Origin of the sequence: Mycobacterium shottsii, from assembly GCF_010728525.1 — a bacterium.
Classification (GTDB): Bacteria; Actinomycetota; Actinomycetes; order Mycobacteriales; family Mycobacteriaceae; genus Mycobacterium; species Mycobacterium marinum.
The window spans coordinates 2,728,795-2,747,854 of record NZ_AP022572.1 but is presented as its reverse complement, the minus strand read 5'-3'; the positions used below and the strand labels follow the sequence as shown (position 1 = coordinate 2,747,854).

The 19,060-nt window shown below is 65.6% G+C and carries 19 protein-coding genes and 4 pseudogenes; 5 read left to right on the top strand and 18 right to left on the bottom strand.

Translation table 11 applies throughout. The features are described from left to right. Positions 1-6 precede the first annotated feature (6 nt). On the bottom strand, positions 7-867 hold the full coding sequence (locus G6N41_RS12865) for a helix-turn-helix transcriptional regulator (protein WP_198967547.1): 861 nt from the start codon (positions 865-867) through the stop codon (positions 7-9). Between the two features lie 73 nt (positions 868-940). On the opposite strand from G6N41_RS12865, the gene G6N41_RS12860 reads away from it, so the two are divergent. Further along, positions 941-1,621: a class I SAM-dependent methyltransferase gene (locus G6N41_RS12860; RefSeq protein WP_198967546.1), complete on the top strand. Its 681-nt coding sequence runs from the start codon at positions 941-943 to the stop codon at positions 1,619-1,621. An 8-nt stretch (positions 1,622-1,629) separates the two neighbouring features. Here G6N41_RS12860 and G6N41_RS12855 read toward each other — a convergent pair. Continuing rightward, positions 1,630-2,862, bottom strand: a pseudogene (locus G6N41_RS12855) (zinc-dependent alcohol dehydrogenase). Further along, positions 2,859-3,632: an SDR family NAD(P)-dependent oxidoreductase gene (locus tag G6N41_RS12850; RefSeq protein WP_198967851.1), complete on the bottom strand. Its 774-nt coding sequence runs from the start codon at positions 3,630-3,632 to the stop codon at positions 2,859-2,861. Before G6N41_RS12850 ends, G6N41_RS12855 begins: the two are co-directional and overlap by 4 nt. A gap of 228 nt (positions 3,633-3,860) precedes the next feature. Here G6N41_RS12850 and G6N41_RS12845 point away from each other — a divergent pair, with 228 nt between their 5' ends. Genes G6N41_RS12845 through G6N41_RS12835 form a run of 3 tightly spaced genes read left to right on the top strand, consistent with a single transcriptional unit; the run spans position 3,861 to position 6,668 of the window. Then, positions 3,861-4,835, top strand: a complete 975-nt coding sequence (locus tag G6N41_RS12845; protein ID WP_198967545.1) for a class I SAM-dependent methyltransferase — start codon at positions 3,861-3,863, stop codon at positions 4,833-4,835. Continuing rightward, entirely contained in the window at positions 4,832-5,734 is a 903-nt protein-coding gene (locus G6N41_RS12840; protein ID WP_198967544.1) for a class I SAM-dependent methyltransferase, read from the top strand. Before G6N41_RS12845 ends, G6N41_RS12840 begins: the two co-directional genes overlap by 4 nt. 19 nt (positions 5,735-5,753) lie before the next feature. Continuing rightward, positions 5,754-6,668 (top strand): class I SAM-dependent methyltransferase, encoded by a 915-nt coding sequence (locus G6N41_RS12835; RefSeq protein WP_020731955.1) that lies wholly within the window; start codon positions 5,754-5,756, stop codon positions 6,666-6,668. On the opposite strand, the gene sppA is transcribed toward G6N41_RS12835, so the two are convergent. After that, entirely contained in the window at positions 6,665-8,467 is a 1,803-nt protein-coding gene (gene sppA / locus G6N41_RS12830) for a signal peptide peptidase SppA (protein ID WP_020731954.1), read from the bottom strand. The genes G6N41_RS12835 and sppA overlap by 4 nt on opposite strands. Positions 8,468-8,554: 87 nt before the next feature. Here sppA and G6N41_RS12825 point away from each other — a divergent pair. Next, a pseudogene (locus G6N41_RS12825) lies at positions 8,555-9,481 on the top strand (LLM class flavin-dependent oxidoreductase). A 67-nt stretch (positions 9,482-9,548) separates the two neighbouring features. Here G6N41_RS12825 and rplO read toward each other — a convergent pair. The 14 genes and pseudogenes from rplO to G6N41_RS12755 all read right to left on the bottom strand — a co-directional run bounded on the left by rplO (position 9,549) and on the right by G6N41_RS12755 (position 19,019). Further along, positions 9,549-9,989, bottom strand: a complete 441-nt coding sequence (rplO, locus tag G6N41_RS12820; protein WP_020727412.1) for a 50S ribosomal protein L15 — start codon at positions 9,987-9,989, stop codon at positions 9,549-9,551. After that, a complete protein-coding gene (gene rpmD, locus G6N41_RS12815; RefSeq protein WP_011739077.1) occupies positions 9,986-10,204 on the bottom strand; it encodes a 50S ribosomal protein L30 in 219 nt (72 codons plus the stop codon). The genes rplO and rpmD overlap by 4 nt, the downstream gene beginning before the upstream one ends. Next, on the bottom strand, positions 10,201-10,875 hold the full coding sequence (gene rpsE / locus G6N41_RS12810) for a 30S ribosomal protein S5 (RefSeq protein ID WP_012392951.1): 675 nt from the start codon (positions 10,873-10,875) through the stop codon (positions 10,201-10,203). Before rpsE ends, rpmD begins: the two co-directional genes overlap by 4 nt. A gap of 37 nt (positions 10,876-10,912) precedes the next feature. Next, entirely contained in the window at positions 10,913-11,281 is a 369-nt protein-coding gene (rplR, locus tag G6N41_RS12805; protein ID WP_198967850.1) for a 50S ribosomal protein L18, read from the bottom strand. A 41-nt stretch (positions 11,282-11,322) separates the two neighbouring features. Then, positions 11,323-11,862: a 50S ribosomal protein L6 gene (rplF, locus tag G6N41_RS12800; protein WP_011739074.1), complete on the bottom strand. Its 540-nt coding sequence runs from the start codon at positions 11,860-11,862 to the stop codon at positions 11,323-11,325. A 10-nt stretch (positions 11,863-11,872) separates the two neighbouring features. Next, the gene (gene rpsH, locus G6N41_RS12795) at positions 11,873-12,271 is read right to left on the bottom strand and encodes a 30S ribosomal protein S8 (protein ID WP_011739073.1); all 399 of its coding nucleotides are present in this window, start codon (positions 12,269-12,271) and stop codon (positions 11,873-11,875) included. A 76-nt stretch (positions 12,272-12,347) separates the two neighbouring features. After that, complete coding sequence (locus G6N41_RS12790) at positions 12,348-12,533, bottom strand: type Z 30S ribosomal protein S14 (RefSeq protein ID WP_011739072.1); 186 nt, start codon at positions 12,531-12,533, stop codon at positions 12,348-12,350. A gap of 4 nt (positions 12,534-12,537) precedes the next feature. Beyond that, the gene (gene rplE, locus G6N41_RS12785; RefSeq protein WP_012392949.1) at positions 12,538-13,110 is read right to left on the bottom strand and encodes a 50S ribosomal protein L5; all 573 of its coding nucleotides are present in this window, start codon (positions 13,108-13,110) and stop codon (positions 12,538-12,540) included. Continuing rightward, on the bottom strand, positions 13,107-13,430 hold the full coding sequence (gene rplX, locus G6N41_RS12780) for a 50S ribosomal protein L24 (protein WP_011739070.1): 324 nt from the start codon (positions 13,428-13,430) through the stop codon (positions 13,107-13,109). Before rplX ends, rplE begins: the two co-directional genes overlap by 4 nt. Then, on the bottom strand, positions 13,431-13,799 hold the full coding sequence (gene rplN / locus G6N41_RS12775; protein ID WP_012392948.1) for a 50S ribosomal protein L14: 369 nt from the start codon (positions 13,797-13,799) through the stop codon (positions 13,431-13,433). A gap of 250 nt (positions 13,800-14,049) precedes the next feature. Further along, positions 14,050-14,987 (bottom strand): annotated as a pseudogene (locus tag G6N41_RS12770) (DUF4436 domain-containing protein). Between the two features lie 129 nt (positions 14,988-15,116). Beyond that, positions 15,117-15,998, bottom strand: a complete 882-nt coding sequence (locus tag G6N41_RS12765; protein WP_198967543.1) for a formylglycine-generating enzyme family protein — start codon at positions 15,996-15,998, stop codon at positions 15,117-15,119. 4 nt (positions 15,999-16,002) lie between these two features. Further along, on the bottom strand, positions 16,003-16,707 hold the full coding sequence (locus G6N41_RS28540; RefSeq protein WP_231608951.1) for a hypothetical protein: 705 nt from the start codon (positions 16,705-16,707) through the stop codon (positions 16,003-16,005). Further along, positions 16,661-19,019 (bottom strand): annotated as a pseudogene (locus G6N41_RS12755) (arylsulfatase). Before G6N41_RS12755 ends, G6N41_RS28540 begins: the two are co-directional and overlap by 47 nt. Between the last annotated feature and the right edge of the window lie 41 nt (positions 19,020-19,060).

The window sequence follows — 19,060 nt, the reverse complement described above, 5'->3', positions numbered from 1 at the left end:
GCGGGATCAGTGCCGGGGCGCCAGCACCCGCCACTGCCGCGGTGAGGTGCCATGCGCTCTGCTGAACAGTCTGCTGAAATAGCCGGGATCGGAGATCCCCACCCGTCTGGCAACCTCGCCAACCGCAAGGTCCGTGGCGACCAATAGCTCGCGCGCCTGGGCCATGCGGCGCTCGATAATCCATTCCTGCACGGTGCGTCCGGTGCGGCGACGCACGATCGTGGTCAGGTGTCCTGGCGTCATGCCGACCTCGACCGCCACGTCGCGCAGCGACAACGGCTCGGCGTGGCGCCGGTCGATCACCTCGAACACCTCGGCCAGTAGCGGTTCGCAGCTGCGGCGCAAGTCCCCGACCACGTCGCGGGCGAGGCGGGCGAGTTCGATGAGCAGCAGCGTGAGGTGCGCCGCAACAGCCTGGCCGTAGCCCTGCTGACGCGTGGTCAACTCCGCTTCGATCGCCGCGATCGCACCATTCCACGTCGATCGTCGGGCCGCGGGCACCTCCGGCTTCAGGATCCCGCCCGAGTGTCCGTGCAGAAACGGGAACAACAACGGATGCGTCCGCCACGACGGCCAGGGCGACCCTCCGTCCCCGCCGAGGGCGGCAGGATCGAAAAACATCGCAGCCCCACCCTCGAGGGACCCGAATTGCGTGGGCTCGAGCACCTGACCGGCAGCGGCGATGTACACCAGCCCGGCTGCGGGTACGTACCACAGCGCAGGGAAGTCGTGGATGTGACGAGCGCGGTCGCCCAGATCCTCAGGCCCGGGCCGCAGCACCGACACCCGTGGAATATCCGGGTCGGTGCGATATCCACAGATGGGTACCCCACTGCGGTGCTGGATCAGCCGTGCGGCCCGGGCCATGCGCCAAAGATAGTCCAAGTTTCAACAAAGATTGCCAAATATTGTTTCCTATCAGGCCTACACAATTGGATGTATGACCAATCATCATCCACGTTTCGGTCTCCACCACAGCGGCGAATCCCGCGACTACCTGCCCGCGGCCGGCCATGATGCGCTGCTTCCCGCGTATGACCTGCTGTCCCGCCTGCTGGGCATGAACAAGATCCATCCGACGCTGATCACCCAGGCCGAACTCGCCGACTGCGGTCGCATCCTGGAAATCGGCTGCGGCACTGGGAACCTCGCCATCAAAGCCAAGCGCGCTCAACCCCGGGCCGAGGTGATCGGATCCGATCCCGACCCGCGCGCGCTGCAGCGCGCGCAACGCAAGACGGGCAATGTCGAGGGAGTTCGTTTCGACCAGGGCTACGCTCAGCGGCTGCCCTATGCCGACGGCGAGTTCGACCGGGTGCTGTCCTCGATGATGCTGCACCATCTGGATGAAGACGCTAAATCCGCTGCGGCGGCGGAAGCATTTCGGGTGCTGCGGCCCGGTGGCCGGCTGCATCTGTTCGATGTCGGCGGCGACATGTCCACCCATGACGGCCTGGCGTCGCGCTTCATCAGGCACAACCTCCATGTCGCGGGCAATCTGGGCGATGGGATTCGACGCCTGCTGGATACCGCCGGGTTCGACGTCGCCGAGGTCGGCGCCCAACGCCACCCGCTGCTCGGCCGGCTCGTCTACTACCGCGCCACCCGCCCGTGCGCCTGAGGCCTCGGTCAACGTTGATCGAAGGCCACCTTCACCGCTCCGCTTTCGCCTTGGTTCGCAATCGCCAGGAAGGCGTCGCGCCATTGCGGTAGTGCGAAGGTATGGGTGAGCATGCTCCGCAAGTCCAGCCGGTCGTCGGCGACCAGGTCGAAATAGTGGGCGATGGCATGCTTGCGCACCCCCTCGACCTCCTCGACGCCGAACGCGTTGGAACCGACCCAGCTGATCTCCTTGAAATACAGCGGACTCCACTCCCACCGCCCCGGCGCGTGAACGCCGGCCTTGACCAGGGTCCCGCGCGAGTTGAGGACCCGCACTCCTACCTCGAACGTCTCTGGCTTGCCCACCGTGTCGTACACGACGTCGACGGCCCCGGGGTGCGCCATCGGCAAGCCCAGCAGAGCCTGCCGTAGCCGGCCACCGCCCCAGGCGACCAACTCCTCGATGATCGCCAGCCGCGGTTCGTGAGCCACGACTTTGGCGGCGCCAAAGCGGCCGGCCAGCTCGCCCTGGGCGGCAAACCCTGCCACCACGGCCACCGCCACGTCCGGGTAGAGCGCCCGCAGGATCGCGATCGCGCACAACCCGAGTGATCCCGCGCCGTAGACCAGCACCCGGCCGGATCGCGGCGGCGGATGGCGGGTGATCGCATGCAGGGACACCGAGAACGGATCGGCGAACACCGCCGCCTCGTCGCTAATTGGCCCTGGAACCGGAAACAGCATGCTGTCGTGGGCGGGCATCAGTTAGGCGTATCCGCCGGTTACGTCCGCCGACACCCCGGTATGGATGCCCGGCTGGATGCCACCGTCGGTGAAGCTCCAGCACAGGCTGTAGTCACCGCTTTGGCAGGCCGGGCACGGTGGTTCGATCCCCCGTGGCCGGCACGACAGCCACGGGTTGAGCACCACCCGCTGACCGACTTCGAGCCCACCCGCCTCGGGCCCCAGCTCCACCACGTCGGCGACCACCTCGTGTCCCATTACTTGCGGGAACGAGCAGAAGGCGGCCAAGGCGTTGTCGGCGTCCTGCTCGCCGAAGTCGAGCAGGATCTGCTTGGAGTCAGACCCGCAGATGCCCGTCAGCCGCGGCCGGGTGATCACCCAATCCGGTCGCAGCGGCCGCGGATCGGCCAGCTCGCGTAGTGCCGTCGGGGTGCGGGCCAGGTTGCACGCCAACGGGTTCGCCGGCTCATCGATCTCGAATGGCTCGGGGGCTACGCCGTAAACCAGGGCTTTCATTGCCAGGTCATGGCCGCCGCGGCGGTCAGAAACGTATCGAGGTCGGCATTCTTGGCATCCACGATGTGCTTCAAGGCCATCATCTCGGGCAGGTAGTGCTCGAAGCGGTCACTGCCGATGGCCGCGATGATGCCCTCGGCCACCAAGTCGGCCGGGACCTTGGGCCCGCGGTAGAGCGGATCCTCATTGTCGGGCCGGTCCCAGATTTCGGTGTCGACGGGACCAGGCTGGATCAGTTTTACCGAGACACCGCTTCCCGCCAGGTCGACCGCGATCGACTCACTCCAGCCGCACAGCGCGAACTTACTTGCGCAATAGGCAGATTCATGAATGATGCCGAGGCGACCGCCGACGCTGGACACGTTGACGATGGTGCCCGATCCGCGCGCCAACATCCGCGGCAACAAAGCCAGGGTCATCCGCATCGGGGCAAAGAAGTTGACCCCCATGACCTGCTCCACCTCGGTCGGCCGCAACGGGCTCACTTCCCGACGTTTCGGGATCGCGGCGTTGTTGATCAGCACGTCGATGCCGCCCATCGCCTGCCAGGCATGCAGAGCCAGCCGGGCGGCCCCGGCGGTGTCGCAGAGATCGGCCACCCACATCACCGATTGCGGCGAGGTCTTGCGGCAATCGGCCAGGACCTCCTCGAGCCGGTCGCGCCGACGGGCGATCAACCCGACCGTCGTGCCGCGGGCGGCCAGCATTCTGGCCAGGGCCGCGCCGACCCCGGACGATGCACCCGTGATCAATACCCGCCGGCCGGCCATCGTGTAAGACATGCCTCCAGGTTGCCGCGTGCGAACGCAGCCCGGGGACGGTTTAGGCAGGAAAGTGGATCCGATCGCGCCACCTGGTTGACCGGTGTCATGGCAGGACCGCGCGGTGCCAGCCACCGGATCTTTGCCCGGTCCAGCGCCAACGCCGACCGCTCGAAAGCTTGTTACACTATCTAAATATTGACGGGGCTGAACCACTAGCTGCGAACGGGGCACCATATGACCTCCACCGGTTCCACCAGGTATGACGGCGACAGCTGGGATTTAGCATCAAGTGTCGGGGTGACCGCGACCATGGTGGCCGCCGCCCGCGCGATGGCTACCCGTGCCGAGAACCCGCTGATCAACGATCCCTACGCCGAACCATTGGTGCGAGCCGTCGGAGTGGACCTCTTGACCCGGCTGGCGACCGGCGAATTCAACGTTGCCGACCTCGATGACGACCCCCAACGCCCGCTTGGCCCCATCGGCGACGTTGCCGACAACATGGCGGTACGCACCAGGTTTTTCGACGACTTCTTCCTGGATGCGACGCGGGCGGGCCTCGAGCAGGTCGTCATCCTCGCCTCGGGACTGGATGCCCGCGCATACCGGTTGCCATGGCCGCCCCAGACCGTGGTCTACGAGATTGATCTGCCGCAGGTGATCGATTTCAAATCCCGCACCCTGGCCGATCTGGGGGCCGCCCCCACCGCAGACCGCCGAGTGGTGGCCGTCGATTTGCGGGAAGACTGGCCCGCGGCGTTGCGCGCCGCCGGTTTCGACCCGAACCAGCCGACCGCATGGAGCGCCGAAGGTCTACTGGGATACCTCCCGCCGGAGGCCCAGGACCGGCTGCTCGACACCGTCACCGAACTCAGCGCCCCCGGCAGCCGGCTGGCCGCCGAATGCCTGAGCAGTGTGGATCCGGGCGAGGAGGAACAGCTCAAAGAGCGCATGCAAGAGGTCTCCGCGCGCTGGCGCGCTCATGGTTTCGACGTCGACATGGTCGGACTCGTCTATTTCGGCGACCGCAACGAGGCGGTGCCCTACCTCTCAGACCGCGGTTGGCTCTTGACCAGCACCCCGTTGCCTGAACTGCGCGCGGCAAACGGACTTGCACCGGCGGCGGTCGACGACGACGGCCCCTCGGTAGACATGCTCTACGTCAGTGGCGCCCTCTACACGACGCCCCGGCCGGACCCGGCGCCATGAACTGGCGGACGGACGCGGACAGCTGGGATCCGGCGTCCAGCGTGGGAGCGACGGCGACGATGGTCGCGGCTTCGCGGGCACGGGCCTCCCGGGGACCCGATGCGCTGCTCGACGACCGGCTCGCCGAGCCGCTCGTCCGTGCGGTGGGGCTGCAGCCGTTGGTTCGCATGATCGATGGTGACACCGCGGTCGACGATCCGCCGTCAAGCCCCCGGTCGCTAAACGAACAGATCGCGGTGCGCACCAGGTATTTCGATGACTTCTTCACTACTGCCTGTGCGGGCGGTATCCGCCAGGCGGTGATCCTGGCGTCAGGAATGGACACCAGGGCTTACCGATTGAACTGGCCATCGGGCATGACGGTCTACGAAATTGACCAACCGCAAGTGATCGAGTTCAAGACGCGCACGCTGGCCGAGTTCGGCGCACTCCCCTGCCCCGACCATCGGCCGATCGGTATCGACCTGCGCGAGGATTGGCCGAGCGCGCTGCGGCAGCGCGGTTTCGACGCCGGGCAACCGACCGCATGGATCGCCGAGGGCCTGCTGGTCTATCTGCCGCCCGAGGCCCAGGATCGGCTGTTCGACAACATCGCCGAGCTCAGCACGCCGGGAAGCCAGGTCGCCACCGAGCACTTCCCCGACCCCAACGGCTTCTCCGGGCCGCGCGCACAGCGGCTTTCCGAACGCTGGCGCCGGATGGGGCTGGATCTGGACATGGCCGAGCTGATTTACCATGGCGACCGCAACACCGTCATCGACTACCTCGCCGACCACGGATGGCGGGTGCGGGCCCGAACGTTTGAAGAGATGCACGCACACAATGGGTTTGAGCCGCCCGACGATGAGATGATGGCGCTGTTCGGCGGGATGAGCTACGTCACCGGGATCCGCAAGTAGAACCTCAGATAGGACCGACATGGCACGCACGCACGATGACAAATGGGATCTGGCCTCCAGCGTCGGCGCCACCGCCACCATGGTCGCCGCGGGCCGGGCGATGGCATCGAGGGATCCCCGTGGTTTGATCGACGATCCGTTCGCCGAACCGCTGGTGCGCGCCGTCGGTGTCGACTTTTTCATCAAGATGATGGACGGCGAGTTCGATCTGAGTGTCCTGCAGAATGTTACGTCGGCAAAGGCCCAGGCGATGGTGGACGGAATGGCGGTACGCACCAAGTACTTCGACGGCTACTTCGGCGACGCCATCAAGAGCGGGATCCGGCAGGCGGTGATCCTCGCGTCGGGGCTGGATGCCCGCGCATACCGGTTGCCGTGGCCGGCCGACACCGTGGTCTACGAACTCGATCAACCTCAGGTGATCGAATTCAAGACCAATGTTCTGGCCGACCTCGGCGCCGAACCCAGGGCAACCCGGCGCGCAATCCCCATCGATCTGCGTGGGGACTGGCCGGCGGCGCTGCGGGCGGCCGGCCTGGACACCACGGCACCCACGGCGTGGCTGGCCGAAGGCCTGCTGATCTACTTGCCGCCCGAGGCCCAAGACCGGTTGTTCGACAACATCACCGCGCTCAGCGCGCCGGGCAGCACCGTGGCTACCGAATTCGTGCCCGGCATTGTGGATTTCGATGTCGACCGGGCGCGGCAGATGTCAGGTCCGTTTCGCGACCATGGTTTGGACATCGACATGTCGTCGCTGGTCTACACCGGCGCGCGCAATCACGTCGTCGACTATCTGCGCGCCAAGGGCTGGGACGCCGAGGGCGTGGCCCGAAGCGAGCTTTTCGAGCGCAACGGCATGGCCGTTCCCGACCCCTCGGACGACGACCCGCTCGGCGAAATCATCTTCATCAGCGCCGCCCTGACCGGCTAGAACCGCGACCGCCCCAGCCACAACACGTTGGCCCCGGTCAACGTCTGCTCGACCTGCCCGACGGCGCCGGCCACCGAGCGGACAACCAGCGCGCCCACGGCTTCGGGCACCGAAGCCGCCACCGGCCGAGACGACCCGCGCGGCCACAGCAGATCCAGCAGCGACGAGCCCGGATAGCCGACCAGGCGAACCTCGGTGTCCTCATCCAGGCCGGCCAGCACCTTGGCGCGCCGGACCGCGGTGCGAAAGCCGCCGAGCTCGTCGATCAAGCCCCGTTCCAGGGCATCGGCACCGGTCCAAACTCGCCCTCGGGCAACCGCATCCACGTCTTCGGTGCGAAGGTTGCGGCCCCGGGCTACGCGTTCCACAAAATCGGTGTAGAACATGTCTGCCTCGGCCTCACGTCGGGCGCGCTGCTCGTCGGTAAATGGTGCGTCTATCGACCAGGCGTCAGCATTGGCGTTGGTGCGCAACGTCTCTGACCCAACACCCAGCCGATCCTTCAGATCACGGACCACCAGCTTCCCGGTGATCACTCCGATTGAACCGGTGATCGTGCCCGGATTCGCGACGATTGCATCCGCACCCATCGATACGTAGTAGCCGCCGGAGGCCGCGATCGAGCCCATCGAGGCCACCACCGGCTTGCCCCGGTCGCGGGCCCGCTGCACCTCGCGCCAGATGGTCTCCGACGCGGTGACCGAGCCGCCGGGACTGTCCACCCGCAACACAATCGCCGACACCTCCTCGTCGGCCGCCACCTCACGCAATGCCGATGCGATGGTGTCGCCACCGGCGCTGGACGGACCCAACGGCAACCCCTGTGGGCCACCCCGGCCGTTGACGATCGGCCCCTCGACGCTGACAACGGCGATCGTGGGCTTGCCCCGGCGCCCCGGGATCGACGGCACGGGCGGCGCCAGACGCGGCCTGGCGGTGCCGGCATAGCGCGCCAGATGCATTCGCGGCAGTTTGTCTGCGGTGTCGATCGATTCCGGCGAAACACCCTCCACGCCAGCCAATTCCGCGATCCTGGCATAGGCCTCGTCGCGGAATCCGATCCGATCGATCAGACCGGAGGACAGCGCCTCATCCCGCAGCAGCGGAGCCTTGTCGGCGAGTTCATCAAGTACACCCGCGTCGATCTGGCGCGATTGGGCGACCGCCTGCCACACCTGGTCCTGCAGGCTTTCCAGCATCCTTGTGACGGCTTCACGGTTGGCGTCGGTGTAACCGTCTTCAGTGAAAAGGTCTGCCGCCGACTTGTATTCGCCTCGCGCCACGAACTGGGCTTCGATGCCCACCTTGTCGAGCGCATCGCGCAGGAACATCGCGTTGCTGGCAAAGCCGATCAGCCCGGCCTCCCCGGAGGGCTGCATCCAGATCTCCCGAAACGCCGTCGCCAGGTAGTAGGACAACGTACCCGGATACGTTTCGGCCCAGGCCACCGACGGTTTCACAGCGCTAAACGCCGCGATCGCCTCGCGAAGTTCCTGAACCGCCCCGATCGGCGCCGGTGGAAGCTGCACCCGGGCAATCAGGCCAGCGACCCGAGGGTCCTCGGCACCGCGGTGCAGCGCCGCAACAGCATCACGCAGCGCCATCGGCCGCCCGCCCCCGGAGATGATCAAAAGCGGGTCGAAACCGTTGCTCTCCGCCGGCATGGTGCGCAGGTTGAATTCCAGGATGCAGCCGTTGGGTACCCCGTGGTGACGGGCGGTGTCGACGCGTTCGGCCAGTGCGCGCACGTCGTCCCCCACACTCGACAAGCTGGGCAGGAAGGGCAGAAAGGCGAACATATTTTGTAGCGTACCGATGGCCAGGCCCCGGCATCGTGGCCCATCGGCCCGGGTACCGGGCCCCTGGGCGCGTCGTACGGTGGCGAGGTGAGGTTTTCGATAGCGATCCCCCAACTCGACACCGACGGCTTTGACGCCGCAGGACTGCGCGCCTATCTCGCTCGCGCCGAGGAACTCGGGTTCGAGGGCGGGTGAGTACTCGAGCAGATCATCGGCAGTTCGCCGCTGCTGGCACCGCTAGAGCTACTGGCATACTGCGCTGCCTGCACCAATCGGCTTCGGCTGGGGGTCGCCGTGTTGGTGACGTCCCTGCACGATCCGCTGCAATTGGCCTCGTCGGTGACCGCCGTGGACCGTCTCAGCAACGGCCGCCTCGACCTCGGCGTCGCGGCCGGCGGCGGTTCGCGCAAGTTCGCGGCTTTAGGGGTGGACCGCGCCACCCATGTCAGCTATTTCACCGAGGGCCTGCAGTTGATGAAGGCGGCCTGGTCCGATGAGCCACGGGTGAGGTTCCATGGCCGCTTCCGCGATGTCGATGACCTGCCCATCCAGCCCAAGCCGGTGCAACGCCCGCACCCCCCGATCTGGTTCGGCGGGCGCGCGCCCAAGGCCCTGGCCAGGGCGGTCCGGCACGGTGACGCGTTCCTGGGCGCGGGCTCCTCGACGACGGCCGACTTCGCCACGGCGGTGACCACACTGCGTCACGAACTGGCCGAACAAGGCCGCGATCCCGCCGGCTTCACCATCGGCAAACGGGTCTATCTGATGGTGGACGACGACCCCGAGCGGGCCCGCGAGCGCGTGCTGGCGGGTTTGCGCAGTATCTACGGAAAGATGGGCGGCCTGGATGCGGTGGCGGTGGCGGGCACTCCCGACGACGTCACCCGCGGTCTGGCTGAGGTGATCGCCGCGGGGGCGCAAACGATGTTGCTCAATCCCGTGGGCCCCGATGTTGGGCAGAACCACGACCAGATGGAGCGCCTCGCCGCTGATGTCATTCCGCGGCTGCGCTAGCTCGCGAGCAGACGCGAAATCGCACAAATCGCCGTGGCGTTGTGCGATTGAGCGTCTGCTCGCGGTACTACAGTTCGGTGACGGATCCGCCGGCGGCGGTGATCTGCTCCCGGGCGCTACCGCTGAACTTGTGCGCGGTGACATCGACCTTGACGGTCAGCTTGCCGTCCCCGAGCACCTTCACCAGCGAGTTCTTGCGAACCGCTCCCTTGGCGACCAGCTCGTCGACACCGATGGTGCCGCCCTCGGGGAACAGCCGAGCGATGTCGCCGACATTGACGATCTCGTACTCGGTGCGGAACCGGTTACGGAAACCCTTGAGTTTAGGCAGCCGCATGTGGATGGGCATCTGCCCACCCTCGAACGTCGTCGGAACCTGTTTGCGCGCCTTGGTGCCCTTGGTACCGCGGCCCGCGGTCTTACCCTTGGAGCCCTCACCGCGACCCACGCGAGTCCGCGGGGTTTTCGATCCGGGCGCCGGGCGCAGATCGTGCAGCTTGATGGTCACTGTGCCTTACCTCCGGTGCCATTCTGGGCGGGCTCCACCTCGACGAGGTGGCGCACCACCGCGATCAGCCCGCGGGTCTGCGCGTTGTCGTCGCGGACCACCGTGTGGCGGATCCGGCGCAAGCCCAGGGTGCGCAGGCTCTCGCGCTGCTTCCAGCGCGCCCCGATGGTGCTGCGCACCTGGGTGATCTTGAGCTGATTGGTTGCTTCACTCATGGTTGTGCCCCCGAAGTTTGGGCCTCGCGTACTGCAGCGGCGGCCAGCGCTTCGCTTTCGCGGCGCGCCTTGAGCATTCCGGCCGGGGCAACGTCCTCGATGGGCAGTCCGCGTCGGGCCGCCACCTCCTCGGGACGCTGCAGCATCTTCAGCGCGGCAACGGTGGCGTGCACCACGTTGATCGCGTTGTCGCTACCCAACGACTTGGCCAGGATGTCGTGCACTCCGGCGCATTCCAGCACGGCGCGCGCAGCGCCACCGGCGATCACACCGGTACCCGGGCTGGCCGGACGCAGCAGCACCACACCGGCGGCCGCCTCGCCCTGCACCGGATGGGTGATGGTGCCGCCGATCAACGGCACCCGGAAGAAGCCCTTGCGAGCCTCCTCGACGCCCTTGGCGATCGCGGCCGGGACCTCTTTGGCCTTGCCGTAGCCGACACCGACCATCCCGTTGCCGTCACCGACGATGACCAGGGCGGTGAAGCTGAATCGCCGACCACCCTTGACCACCTTGGAGACGCGGTTGATCGCAACCACACGCTCCAAGTAGTTGCTCTTGTCGCTGTCGCGGCCACCGCGGCCACCGTCGCGCCGGCCGCGGCCTTCGCGTGAGTCGCGGCTGTCGCGGCCTTCAGGGGCGCCTTGCCCACCGGCCGACTGCTCCGCCATTATGCGGTCCTTCCAGTGTTGTTCAGGTTCCCAGTCATCAGAACTTCAATCCATTCTCGCGCGCGGCATCGGCCAGCGCCGCGATCCGTCCGCCGTAGGTGTACCCGCCGCGGTCGAATACCACGGTGTCGATACCGGCGGCCTTGGCGCGCTCGGCGATCAACTGGCCCACCCGAACACTGCGGGCTTTCTTGTCTCCATCCAGGCCACGCACATCGGTTTCGATCGATGAGGCGGCGGCCACGGTGGTGCAGTTGGCGTCGTTCACCAACTGCACGTGGATGTGCCGAGCGGACCGGTGCACCACCAGGCGCGGACGTTGTTGGGTGCCGGCGATCCTGTTGCGCAGCCGTGCGTGCCTGCGCAGCCGGGAAACCCGGCGGGTAGCGGATACGCTCTGCCCCACCGGCTTCCGCGCGGCGGTGTCAGCCTGTGTTTGCGCCATGACTACTTACCTGTCTTTCCGACCTTGCGGCGGATCTGCTCGCCTTCGTAACGCACGCCCTTGCCCTTGTATGGGTCGGGACGGCGCAACCGGCGGATGTTCGCCGAGATCTGGCCGACCTTCTGCTTGTCAATCCCAGAGACCGTGAATTTCGTCGGCGCCTGGACGGCGAAGGTGATGCCTTCGGGCGCCTCGATCACAACGGGGTGGCTGTATCCGAGTGCGAACTCCAGGTTGGCGCCCTTGAGCTGCACGCGGTAACCCACGCCGTGGATCTCCATTTTGGTGGTGTATCCCTCAGTCACGCCGGTCACCAGGTTGGAGACCAGGGTGCGTGACAACCCGTGCAACGAACGGTTGCGCCGCTCGTCGTTTGGGCGGGAGATCACGATCGCGCCATCATCGTTGCGCGACACCGTGATCGGCTCGGCGACCGTCAGGTCCAGGGCGCCCTTGGGCCCCTTCACCGAGACCTTCTGTCCCTCGATCATTACGTCGACTCCGGTGGGAACCGGAACCGGCTGCTTACCAATACGCGACATGGTTACTCCCTCACCACACGTACGCGAGGACTTCGCCGCCCACGCCCTGTCTGGCTGCCTGGCGGTCGGTCAGCAAGCCTGAGGAGGTCGAAATGATCGCCACACCCAGGCCGCCGAGTACCCGCGGCAGGTTGGTGGACTTGGCGTAGACCCGCAGCCCGGGCTTGGACACCCGCCGCAAACCGGCGATGCTGCGTTCCCGGCTCGGCCCGTACTTGAGTTGAACGATCAACGATTTGCCAACTCGCGCGTCTTCGGTATGGAAGTCGCTGATGTAGCCCTCGTTCTTGAGGATCTGGGCGATGTTGGCCTTGATCTTGGAGTGCGGCAAACTCACCTCGTCGTGGTACGCCGAATTGGCGTTACGCAGACGAGTCAAGAAGTCTGCGATCGGGTCCGTCATGGTCATGACAGCGTCTGTACCCTTCCTCGCGGCGGTTCCCGGTCAGGGCCTACCGCGCACCTGTATCTGGGGGTTGGTCTTTTTACCAGCTGCTCTTCTGCACGCCGGGCAGCTCACCTGCGTGAGCCATCTCGCGCAGGCAGATCCTGCATAGTCCGAACTTGCGAAACACCGCACGGGGGCGGCCGCACTTGCTGCATCGTGTGTAGCCGCGCACCGCGAACTTGGGCTTGCGTGCGGCCTTGTTGACCAGTGCCTTCTTCGCCATCTGCTCAGTTCTCCTTGAACGGAAAGCCGAGGGCCCGCAACAGCGCTCGTCCTTCCTCGTCGGTTGTCGCCGAGGTGACAACGTTGATGTCCATACCGCGGACACGGTCGATCTTGTCCACATCGATCTCGTGGAACACCGACTGCTCAGCCAGCCCGAAGGTGTAGTTACCGACACCGTCGAATTGCTTGGGCGACAAACCGCGGAAGTCACGAATACGCGGCAACGCGATCGAGGTGAGCCGGTCGAGGAACTCCCACATCCGGTCGCCACGCAGCGTCGCCCGCACGCCCACGGGCATGCCCTCACGCAGTTTGAACTGCGCAATGGACTTGCGGGCCTTGCGGATCTCCGGGCGCTGACCGGTGATCAGTGCCAGGTCGCTCACCGCGCCGTTGATCAGCTTGGCGTCCCGCGCGGCCTCGCCGACTCCCATGTTCACCACGACCTTGGTGACGGTCGGGATCTGCATGACGTTGCCGTAGCCGAACTGCTTGTGCAGCACATCGCGGATCTCGCTGCGGTAGCGCTCCTTGAGCCGCGGCGGAATCTTCACTGCGCTATCAGTAGTGCTCATGCCTGAATGTCCTTGCCATTGCGCTTGGAGATACGGACCCGCTTGCCGGTCTCCTCGTCGACTCGGTAGCCGATCCGGGTGGGCTTGCCATCGGAGTCGACGACCATCACGTTGGACACGTGGATCGGCGCTTCCTGGGTAACGATCCCGCCCGACTTTGCACCACGCTGGTTGGTCGAAATCGCGGTGTGCTTCTTGATTCGGTTGACACCCTCGACCAACACCCGGTTGCGTTCCGGGTAGGCCTGCAGGACTTTGCCCTTGGCGCCTTTGTCTTTGCCGGAAACAACCAGCACGGTGTCGCCCTTGTGGACCTTCATCTACAACACCTCCGGGGCGAGCGAAATGATCTTCATGAACCGCTTCTCGCGCAGCTCGCGACCCACCGGGCCGAAGATGCGGGTACCGCGCGGGTCGTTGTCCGGCTTGATGATGACGGCGGCATTCTCGTCGAACTTGATGTAGCTGCCGTCGGGACGCCGGCGCTCCTTGACGGTGCGCACCACAACGGCTTTGACGACATCGCCGCGCTTGACGTTGCCGCCCGGGATGGCGTCTTTGACGGTGGCGACGATGATGTCACCAATCCCGGCGTAGCGTCGCGACGATCCGCCGAGCACGCGGATGCACAAGATTTCCTTGGCGCCGGTGTTGTCGGCGACCTTCAGCCGCGATTCCTGCTGAATCACTAGATCTCCTGACTCGGGTGGACGTGTGCACAGCAGGAATGCAGCCCAAATGAGCCTAAGCGAGCCTCAACGGACAAGGCCCACCACAAACCTGACATGCGCGGTCTTTCGTTACCGAAGGGCACGCGGGGCCAGCCGACAAGCTTTGGGACTTGTACGCACCGGCCGAGGTCTGCCCAAGGCAACCCCTAGAGTTTAGGGGACGAGCTGCTCAGAGCCAAATTTGCACTGTGGCCGGCTTTGCAGCGGCTCATTCAGACACGCGATACCAGGCGACAACGTACACCACCATGGCCGTGGCCAGCGCAATTAGCACCCAGATGACGATGGCTTGGTCGATCCACGCACCCGCGGGCGGAGAACCCGGAAGGATGTTGCGCAACGGCACCACGGCGAACAGCATCGCCGCATACCAGGTGCCGAACGGTGGCTGAAACTTTCTCCGGCGGGTGATCATCTGGATCGCGACGAACAAGGCCAACGTCGGCAGGGTGATCAGGACCAGGCAGATGCCCAGGTCGAAGACCAGCGGCCCCTTGGCCCGCTGGAAGGTCACGATGACGTTGTCGGGGCGGTCGGAGGTCTGACTGGCGTCCCCTACCCGCTCGACGCTGATGTCCCAGCCCTCCAGCGATCCGGTCACTTCCACCCGGGTGGCCTTGTACTGACGGTTCTCACCGGTTCCCACCAGGACATCGGCTTGGATGGTGTCGGTGGTGTACCGGTCGAATGGCCAGTTACCGGGGTCGCCGTGCGCTTCGATGGTGGTGGCTACCTGGGCGGGTGACTTGCCCACCGGGTACTGCAGGTCGCCAGTTCATTTTCCGGGTAGAAGCGCACCGAGGTGTCCACGGTGAGCACGTTGAGCCGATGGTCGATCATCGAATCGTCGGGCATCACCAGAACTTTCACATCGAGGCGATTTGCAACGATATGCAGCGCCTCGAAGCGGACCAGGACCACCGTGTCGTCGGTGGTGCCGACGTCGGGTTTGGGCAGCGGCCCCGGCGTGCTGGCCAGCCAGTGGTAACCGAACAGCGAAAATATGTAGACGACGATGACGCCCACAATGATTGTGGTGTCGAGCACGAGGTGCTTGCGCCGCGACATGTGCTTGGGTTCGGGCCGGGCATTCGCCGGTGGATCCGGGGCGGCGGCCGCACCCGGCGCAGCGTTGTTATCTGCCATCCGCGGTTACCGCCGGAGATGGCACTGATGCAGCCGAGCCCCCGTCACGAGACACGGTGACAGATCGTAGCAACCGGGGTGCCTTGCGGCGGCGTTTCCAAATCAGTTCGCGACCGGTCCGGTTGCCGGCTAGCGATCCGCCACGCAGCGGAATCCGATATGGGTGGTCGCGGTGTCCTGGGACTGCGGCGAACGGGCCGCCGGCCGGTAGCGGTGGCAATACTCGGGCGCGCACAGGTGCGAACCACCCTTGAGGGTCTGGCTGATGGTCGGATCGGCGGGCCCGGTCGGCGCGCAGCACGCCTTGGACGGCTGATCGATGCGGTGATGCGCCGAAAACGGGGTTGTGGTCCACTCCCAGACATTGCCGATCATGTCGAACAGGCCGAACCCATTGGCCGGAAAGGTTCCCACCGGCGAGGTTCCGAACCAGCCGAGCGCTCCGTCGTTGCGATAGGGGAACTTGCCCTGCCAGGTGTTGGCCATCAGTTGTCCGGCGGGTTTCTCTTCGTCGCCCCATGCGTAGGTGGTGGTGGTGGCACCGCGGGCCGCGTACTCCCACTCGGCCTCGGTCGGTAGCCGACGCCCCGCCCACCGCGCGTAGGCCGCGGCGTCCGGATAGGCCACCTGCACCACCGGGTGATCGGCCCGGTCGTCGACGTCGCTGTCCGGCCCCCACGGATGACGCCAGCTCGCGCCGGGCGCCCAATCCCACCACTGACGCCAGTCACGTAGGTCGACCGGTCCCGCGGTGGGACGAAACACCATCGCACCCGGACGTAGGTCATCCGGATTTACCCCCGGATACAACGCGGGTTCAAGGGGCTGCTCTGCAACCGTCATATAGCCCGTCGCCGCCACGAATTCTGCGAACTGGGCGTTGGTTACCGGGTAGCGCTCGATCGCGAATGCGTGCACGGACACGCTATGGATCGGCGCTTCCTCCGGGTAAAAGCTCGTCGACCCCATGCGAAACGATCCGCCCGGCAGGTCGACCAATTCGGTCAGCACAACTTCAGGGTATGAGGACGGCAAAGTTTTGCATCAATGCGGATTTCGCCGCAGTGAAGCCAGCCACCGCGGCCGGGCCCTCCAGATGCACGGCCACCAGGTACATCTTGGTGTTGGTCCAGATGTGGGTGATGCGGTCAGCGAACTGGATTGCGCCCGACGGACCCTGCAGAGTGCCGGTCAGCAACTCGCTGCTGTACCCGCAGAAGGGTGCCCCCGCGACGGCGAAGTTGAGCCGGCGCATCGAACCTCCCAGATGTGCGGTGTACTCCTGGAAGGCACGCTCTGGCAGCGCGTCGGTTGCGGTGATGGTCACCGTCGCCGCCATCCCATCGGGGCCGGTCAGGCTCAGCGCCGTGTCACCGCTTCCACCGCGCGCGGTCCAGCCGTCGGGCACGCTGAGTGTGACTCTGGGGGCGTCCTGGTCCGCCGCCGCGGCCGTGGTGGCCCGGCCCTCCCCGGTCAGCGACGGAGCGCAGCCGATTGTGTGGGGCGGTATTTGTTCCGGCTGGGTCGCTACGACTCCCGGTACTGGTCTAGCGGGGTCGGGATGCAAGCCGGGTGAACCCGACCCGCCGCGCTCCGCGCAGGCGGACAAGACGCCGGACAGGCACACCAGGCTCACCACACCCAGAGCCGCGGACAACGATCGGGCCAGCCGGTCAGTCCCTTGAAAAGGCAAGTGCAAGTTCTTTTTCCACGTCTTCATATGGTCGTCCGGATAGGTCAATGGTCACTCGGGCGATGCTTCCGCCCGTGAAGGCAAAGGGCGCCTTGTAGCGACTCGACACTGCAGAACCGCCGTTGCGGCCGACGGTGATGCCCGCACCAGCAAGTCCAAACGTTCCGGGGTGGGTCGTCACATCTGCAAGCGAGCCCACCTCGTTGTGGTCGAAGTACATCGTAAGGTCGCCCAGCGGCGTATGGCTGTTGGGCACCGTGCCCGTCCGCGCATAGCGCACCCCGAACAAGTGATGGCCCAGCGGAATCGGCCCCACCGAGGACAGCAACTGCTGGCGTTCACCGAGGAAGTTGTAGACGTAGTGCAGGCGACCGTCGGCGATGAACAACACGTGACCGCCGTGCGCCCCACCCTGCTTGAACAGCACGCCCTCGGCGCCGGTGGTATCGACGGTGACCTCGGCCACCAAGGCGAACGAGCGGCCGCGAATCTCGGCCCCGGCACCGATGCCGACCTCAGCACAGCCGGGGGTAGTAGATGTAGCTCGTGCTTTCGCCGACCAGATACGGTCGCGACCGCATCATCGTCTCCATGATGTTCAGATCACCCAGCGGCAGCCCGTTGTACTTGGCGGCCTCGGAGAACCACAGTGCCTTGAGTTCCTCCAGCTTGTCGGGGTGCTCGGCAGCCAGATCATGGCACTGGCTGCGGTCTTGGGCGATGTGGAACAGTTCCCAGCGGTCGGCGTCGAAATGCGACCATCCCGCCGGGGCCGCAGCGTGCACGGTGTTGGCGAACCAGCCCTCATGCCAGATGCCGCGGGTTCCCAGCATGGCGTAGAACTGGGTCTTCTTGCCGGTATCGGCGGCGGGATCGGTAAGGGCCGCTTTGAAACTCACACCGTCCAGCGGCTTTTGCGCGATGCCCTTGACGACCTCCGGCGGCGTCATGTCCAACAGGTCGTAGACGGTCGGCGTGACATCGCAGACGTTGATGTAGTGGTCCCGAACTTCACCGTGCGCCGCGATTCCGTCGGGCCAGGAAATGATTGCCGTGTCGGCGATACCGCCCTCATGCGAGGCGTAGCGCTTGAACAGCTTGTAGGGCGTGTTGAAAGCCATCGCCCAACCGATCGGATAGTGATTGTAGGTCTGGGGCCCGCCGAGGTGGTCAAACAGTTTCATGCTCTCTTCGACGGTATCGATGTAGCCGTTGAAGAACTTGCCTTCGTTCACCGATCCGTTGGGACCGCCCTCGCCGCTGGCGCCATTGTCGGAGATCACCACGATGATCGTGTTGTCCAGCTCGCCGGATTCCTCGAGATAGTCCAGGATCCGCCCGATCTGCGCGTCGGTATAGCTCAGGAAACCGGCGAACACCTCGGCCATCCGGCTGAACAGCTTTTTCTCTTCCTCGTTCAGCGAGCCCCAGGGCCGCACCGTGTCCTGCATCGGCCACGACTCGCCCGAGGGGCCTTTGACGTCGAGATAGGGGTTGATCGGCGACAACTCGGTGTCGGGCGGCACAATGCCCATCGCCTTCTGGTTTTCCAGCACGATCTCGCGGTAGCGCTCATAGCCCATGTCGAACTTGCCGGCGTACTTGTCGGCCCATTCTTTGAAGACGTGATGGGGCGCGTGCCCGGCACCCGGGCACACGTAGCTGAACCAGGGCTTGTCAGGCGCTACCACCTTGGCGTCACGAATGAACTGAATCGTCTTGTCGGCAAGGTCCTTCGACAGGTGGTAGCCATCCTCGGGGGTTGCAGGCGGGTTGACCGGATGGTTGTCGTACACCAGGTCGGGGTACCACTGGTCGGTCTCCCCACCCATGAACCCGTAAAACCGCTCGAAGCCGCGCGAGACCGGCCAATGCCGTCGCGTCGCCGCCATGCTGGACTCTTCCATCGGCGTCAGATGCCACTTCCCGACGCAGTAGGTGTTGTAACCACGTTCGGCCAGTACCTCAGACAGCAGCGCCGTATCGGCGGGGATGCGGCCACTGCAGTTGGGGAACCCGTCGGTGAACTCCTCGATGGTCGCCATCCCCACGGTGGTCGCGTTGCGCCCGGTCAGCAGCGACGCCCGCGTCGGCGAGCACAGCGCGGTGGTGTGGAACTGGGTCAGTCGCACGCCGCGTTCGGCGATTCGTGACATGGTCGGCATCTGCACCAGCCCGCCGAAGCAGTCCCAGGTGGCAATTCCGGTGTCATCCCAGACCAGGTACAAGATGTTGGGCGCATTCTCGGGCGCTGTGGGCGCCGCGTACGGACCCCAATCCGCTTCCGAGTCGCGGATATCCAACTCGATCTTGCCCTGAAAACCATTCGACCCCGTCATCTGCCCCAGCCTCTTCGCCGTAGTGGACCACCCGAACGTCC

Coding starts and splice junctions, on each gene's coding strand:
- G6N41_RS28540 (WP_231608951.1), bottom strand. CDS start 16,707: ATGAAGACGTGGAAAAAGAACTTGCACTTGCCTTTTCAAGGGACTGAC.
- sppA (WP_020731954.1), bottom strand. CDS start 8,467: ATGTTCGCCTTTCTGCCCTTCCTGCCCAGCTTGTCGAGTGTGGGGGAC.
- G6N41_RS12850 (WP_198967851.1), bottom strand. CDS start 3,632: ATGGCCGGCCGGCGGGTATTGATCACGGGTGCATCGTCCGGGGTCGGC.
- G6N41_RS12790 (WP_011739072.1), bottom strand. CDS start 12,533: ATGGCGAAGAAGGCACTGGTCAACAAGGCCGCACGCAAGCCCAAGTTC.
- rpsH (WP_011739073.1), bottom strand. CDS start 12,271: ATGACCATGACGGACCCGATCGCAGACTTCTTGACTCGTCTGCGTAAC.
- G6N41_RS12860 (WP_198967546.1), top strand. CDS start 941: ATGACCAATCATCATCCACGTTTCGGTCTCCACCACAGCGGCGAATCC.
- rpsE (WP_012392951.1), bottom strand. CDS start 10,875: ATGGCGGAGCAGTCGGCCGGTGGGCAAGGCGCCCCTGAAGGCCGCGAC.
- G6N41_RS12835 (WP_020731955.1), top strand. CDS start 5,754: ATGGCACGCACGCACGATGACAAATGGGATCTGGCCTCCAGCGTCGGC.
- rplF (WP_011739074.1), bottom strand. CDS start 11,862: ATGTCGCGTATTGGTAAGCAGCCGGTTCCGGTTCCCACCGGAGTCGAC.
- rplX (WP_011739070.1), bottom strand. CDS start 13,430: ATGAAGGTCCACAAGGGCGACACCGTGCTGGTTGTTTCCGGCAAAGAC.
- G6N41_RS12865 (WP_198967547.1), bottom strand. CDS start 867: ATGGCCCGGGCCGCACGGCTGATCCAGCACCGCAGTGGGGTACCCATC.
- rplE (WP_012392949.1), bottom strand. CDS start 13,110: ATGAGCACTACTGATAGCGCAGTGAAGATTCCGCCGCGGCTCAAGGAG.
- G6N41_RS12845 (WP_198967545.1), top strand. CDS start 3,861: ATGACCTCCACCGGTTCCACCAGGTATGACGGCGACAGCTGGGATTTA.
- G6N41_RS12840 (WP_198967544.1), top strand. CDS start 4,832: ATGAACTGGCGGACGGACGCGGACAGCTGGGATCCGGCGTCCAGCGTG.
- rpmD (WP_011739077.1), bottom strand. CDS start 10,204: ATGAGTGAAGCAACCAATCAGCTCAAGATCACCCAGGTGCGCAGCACC.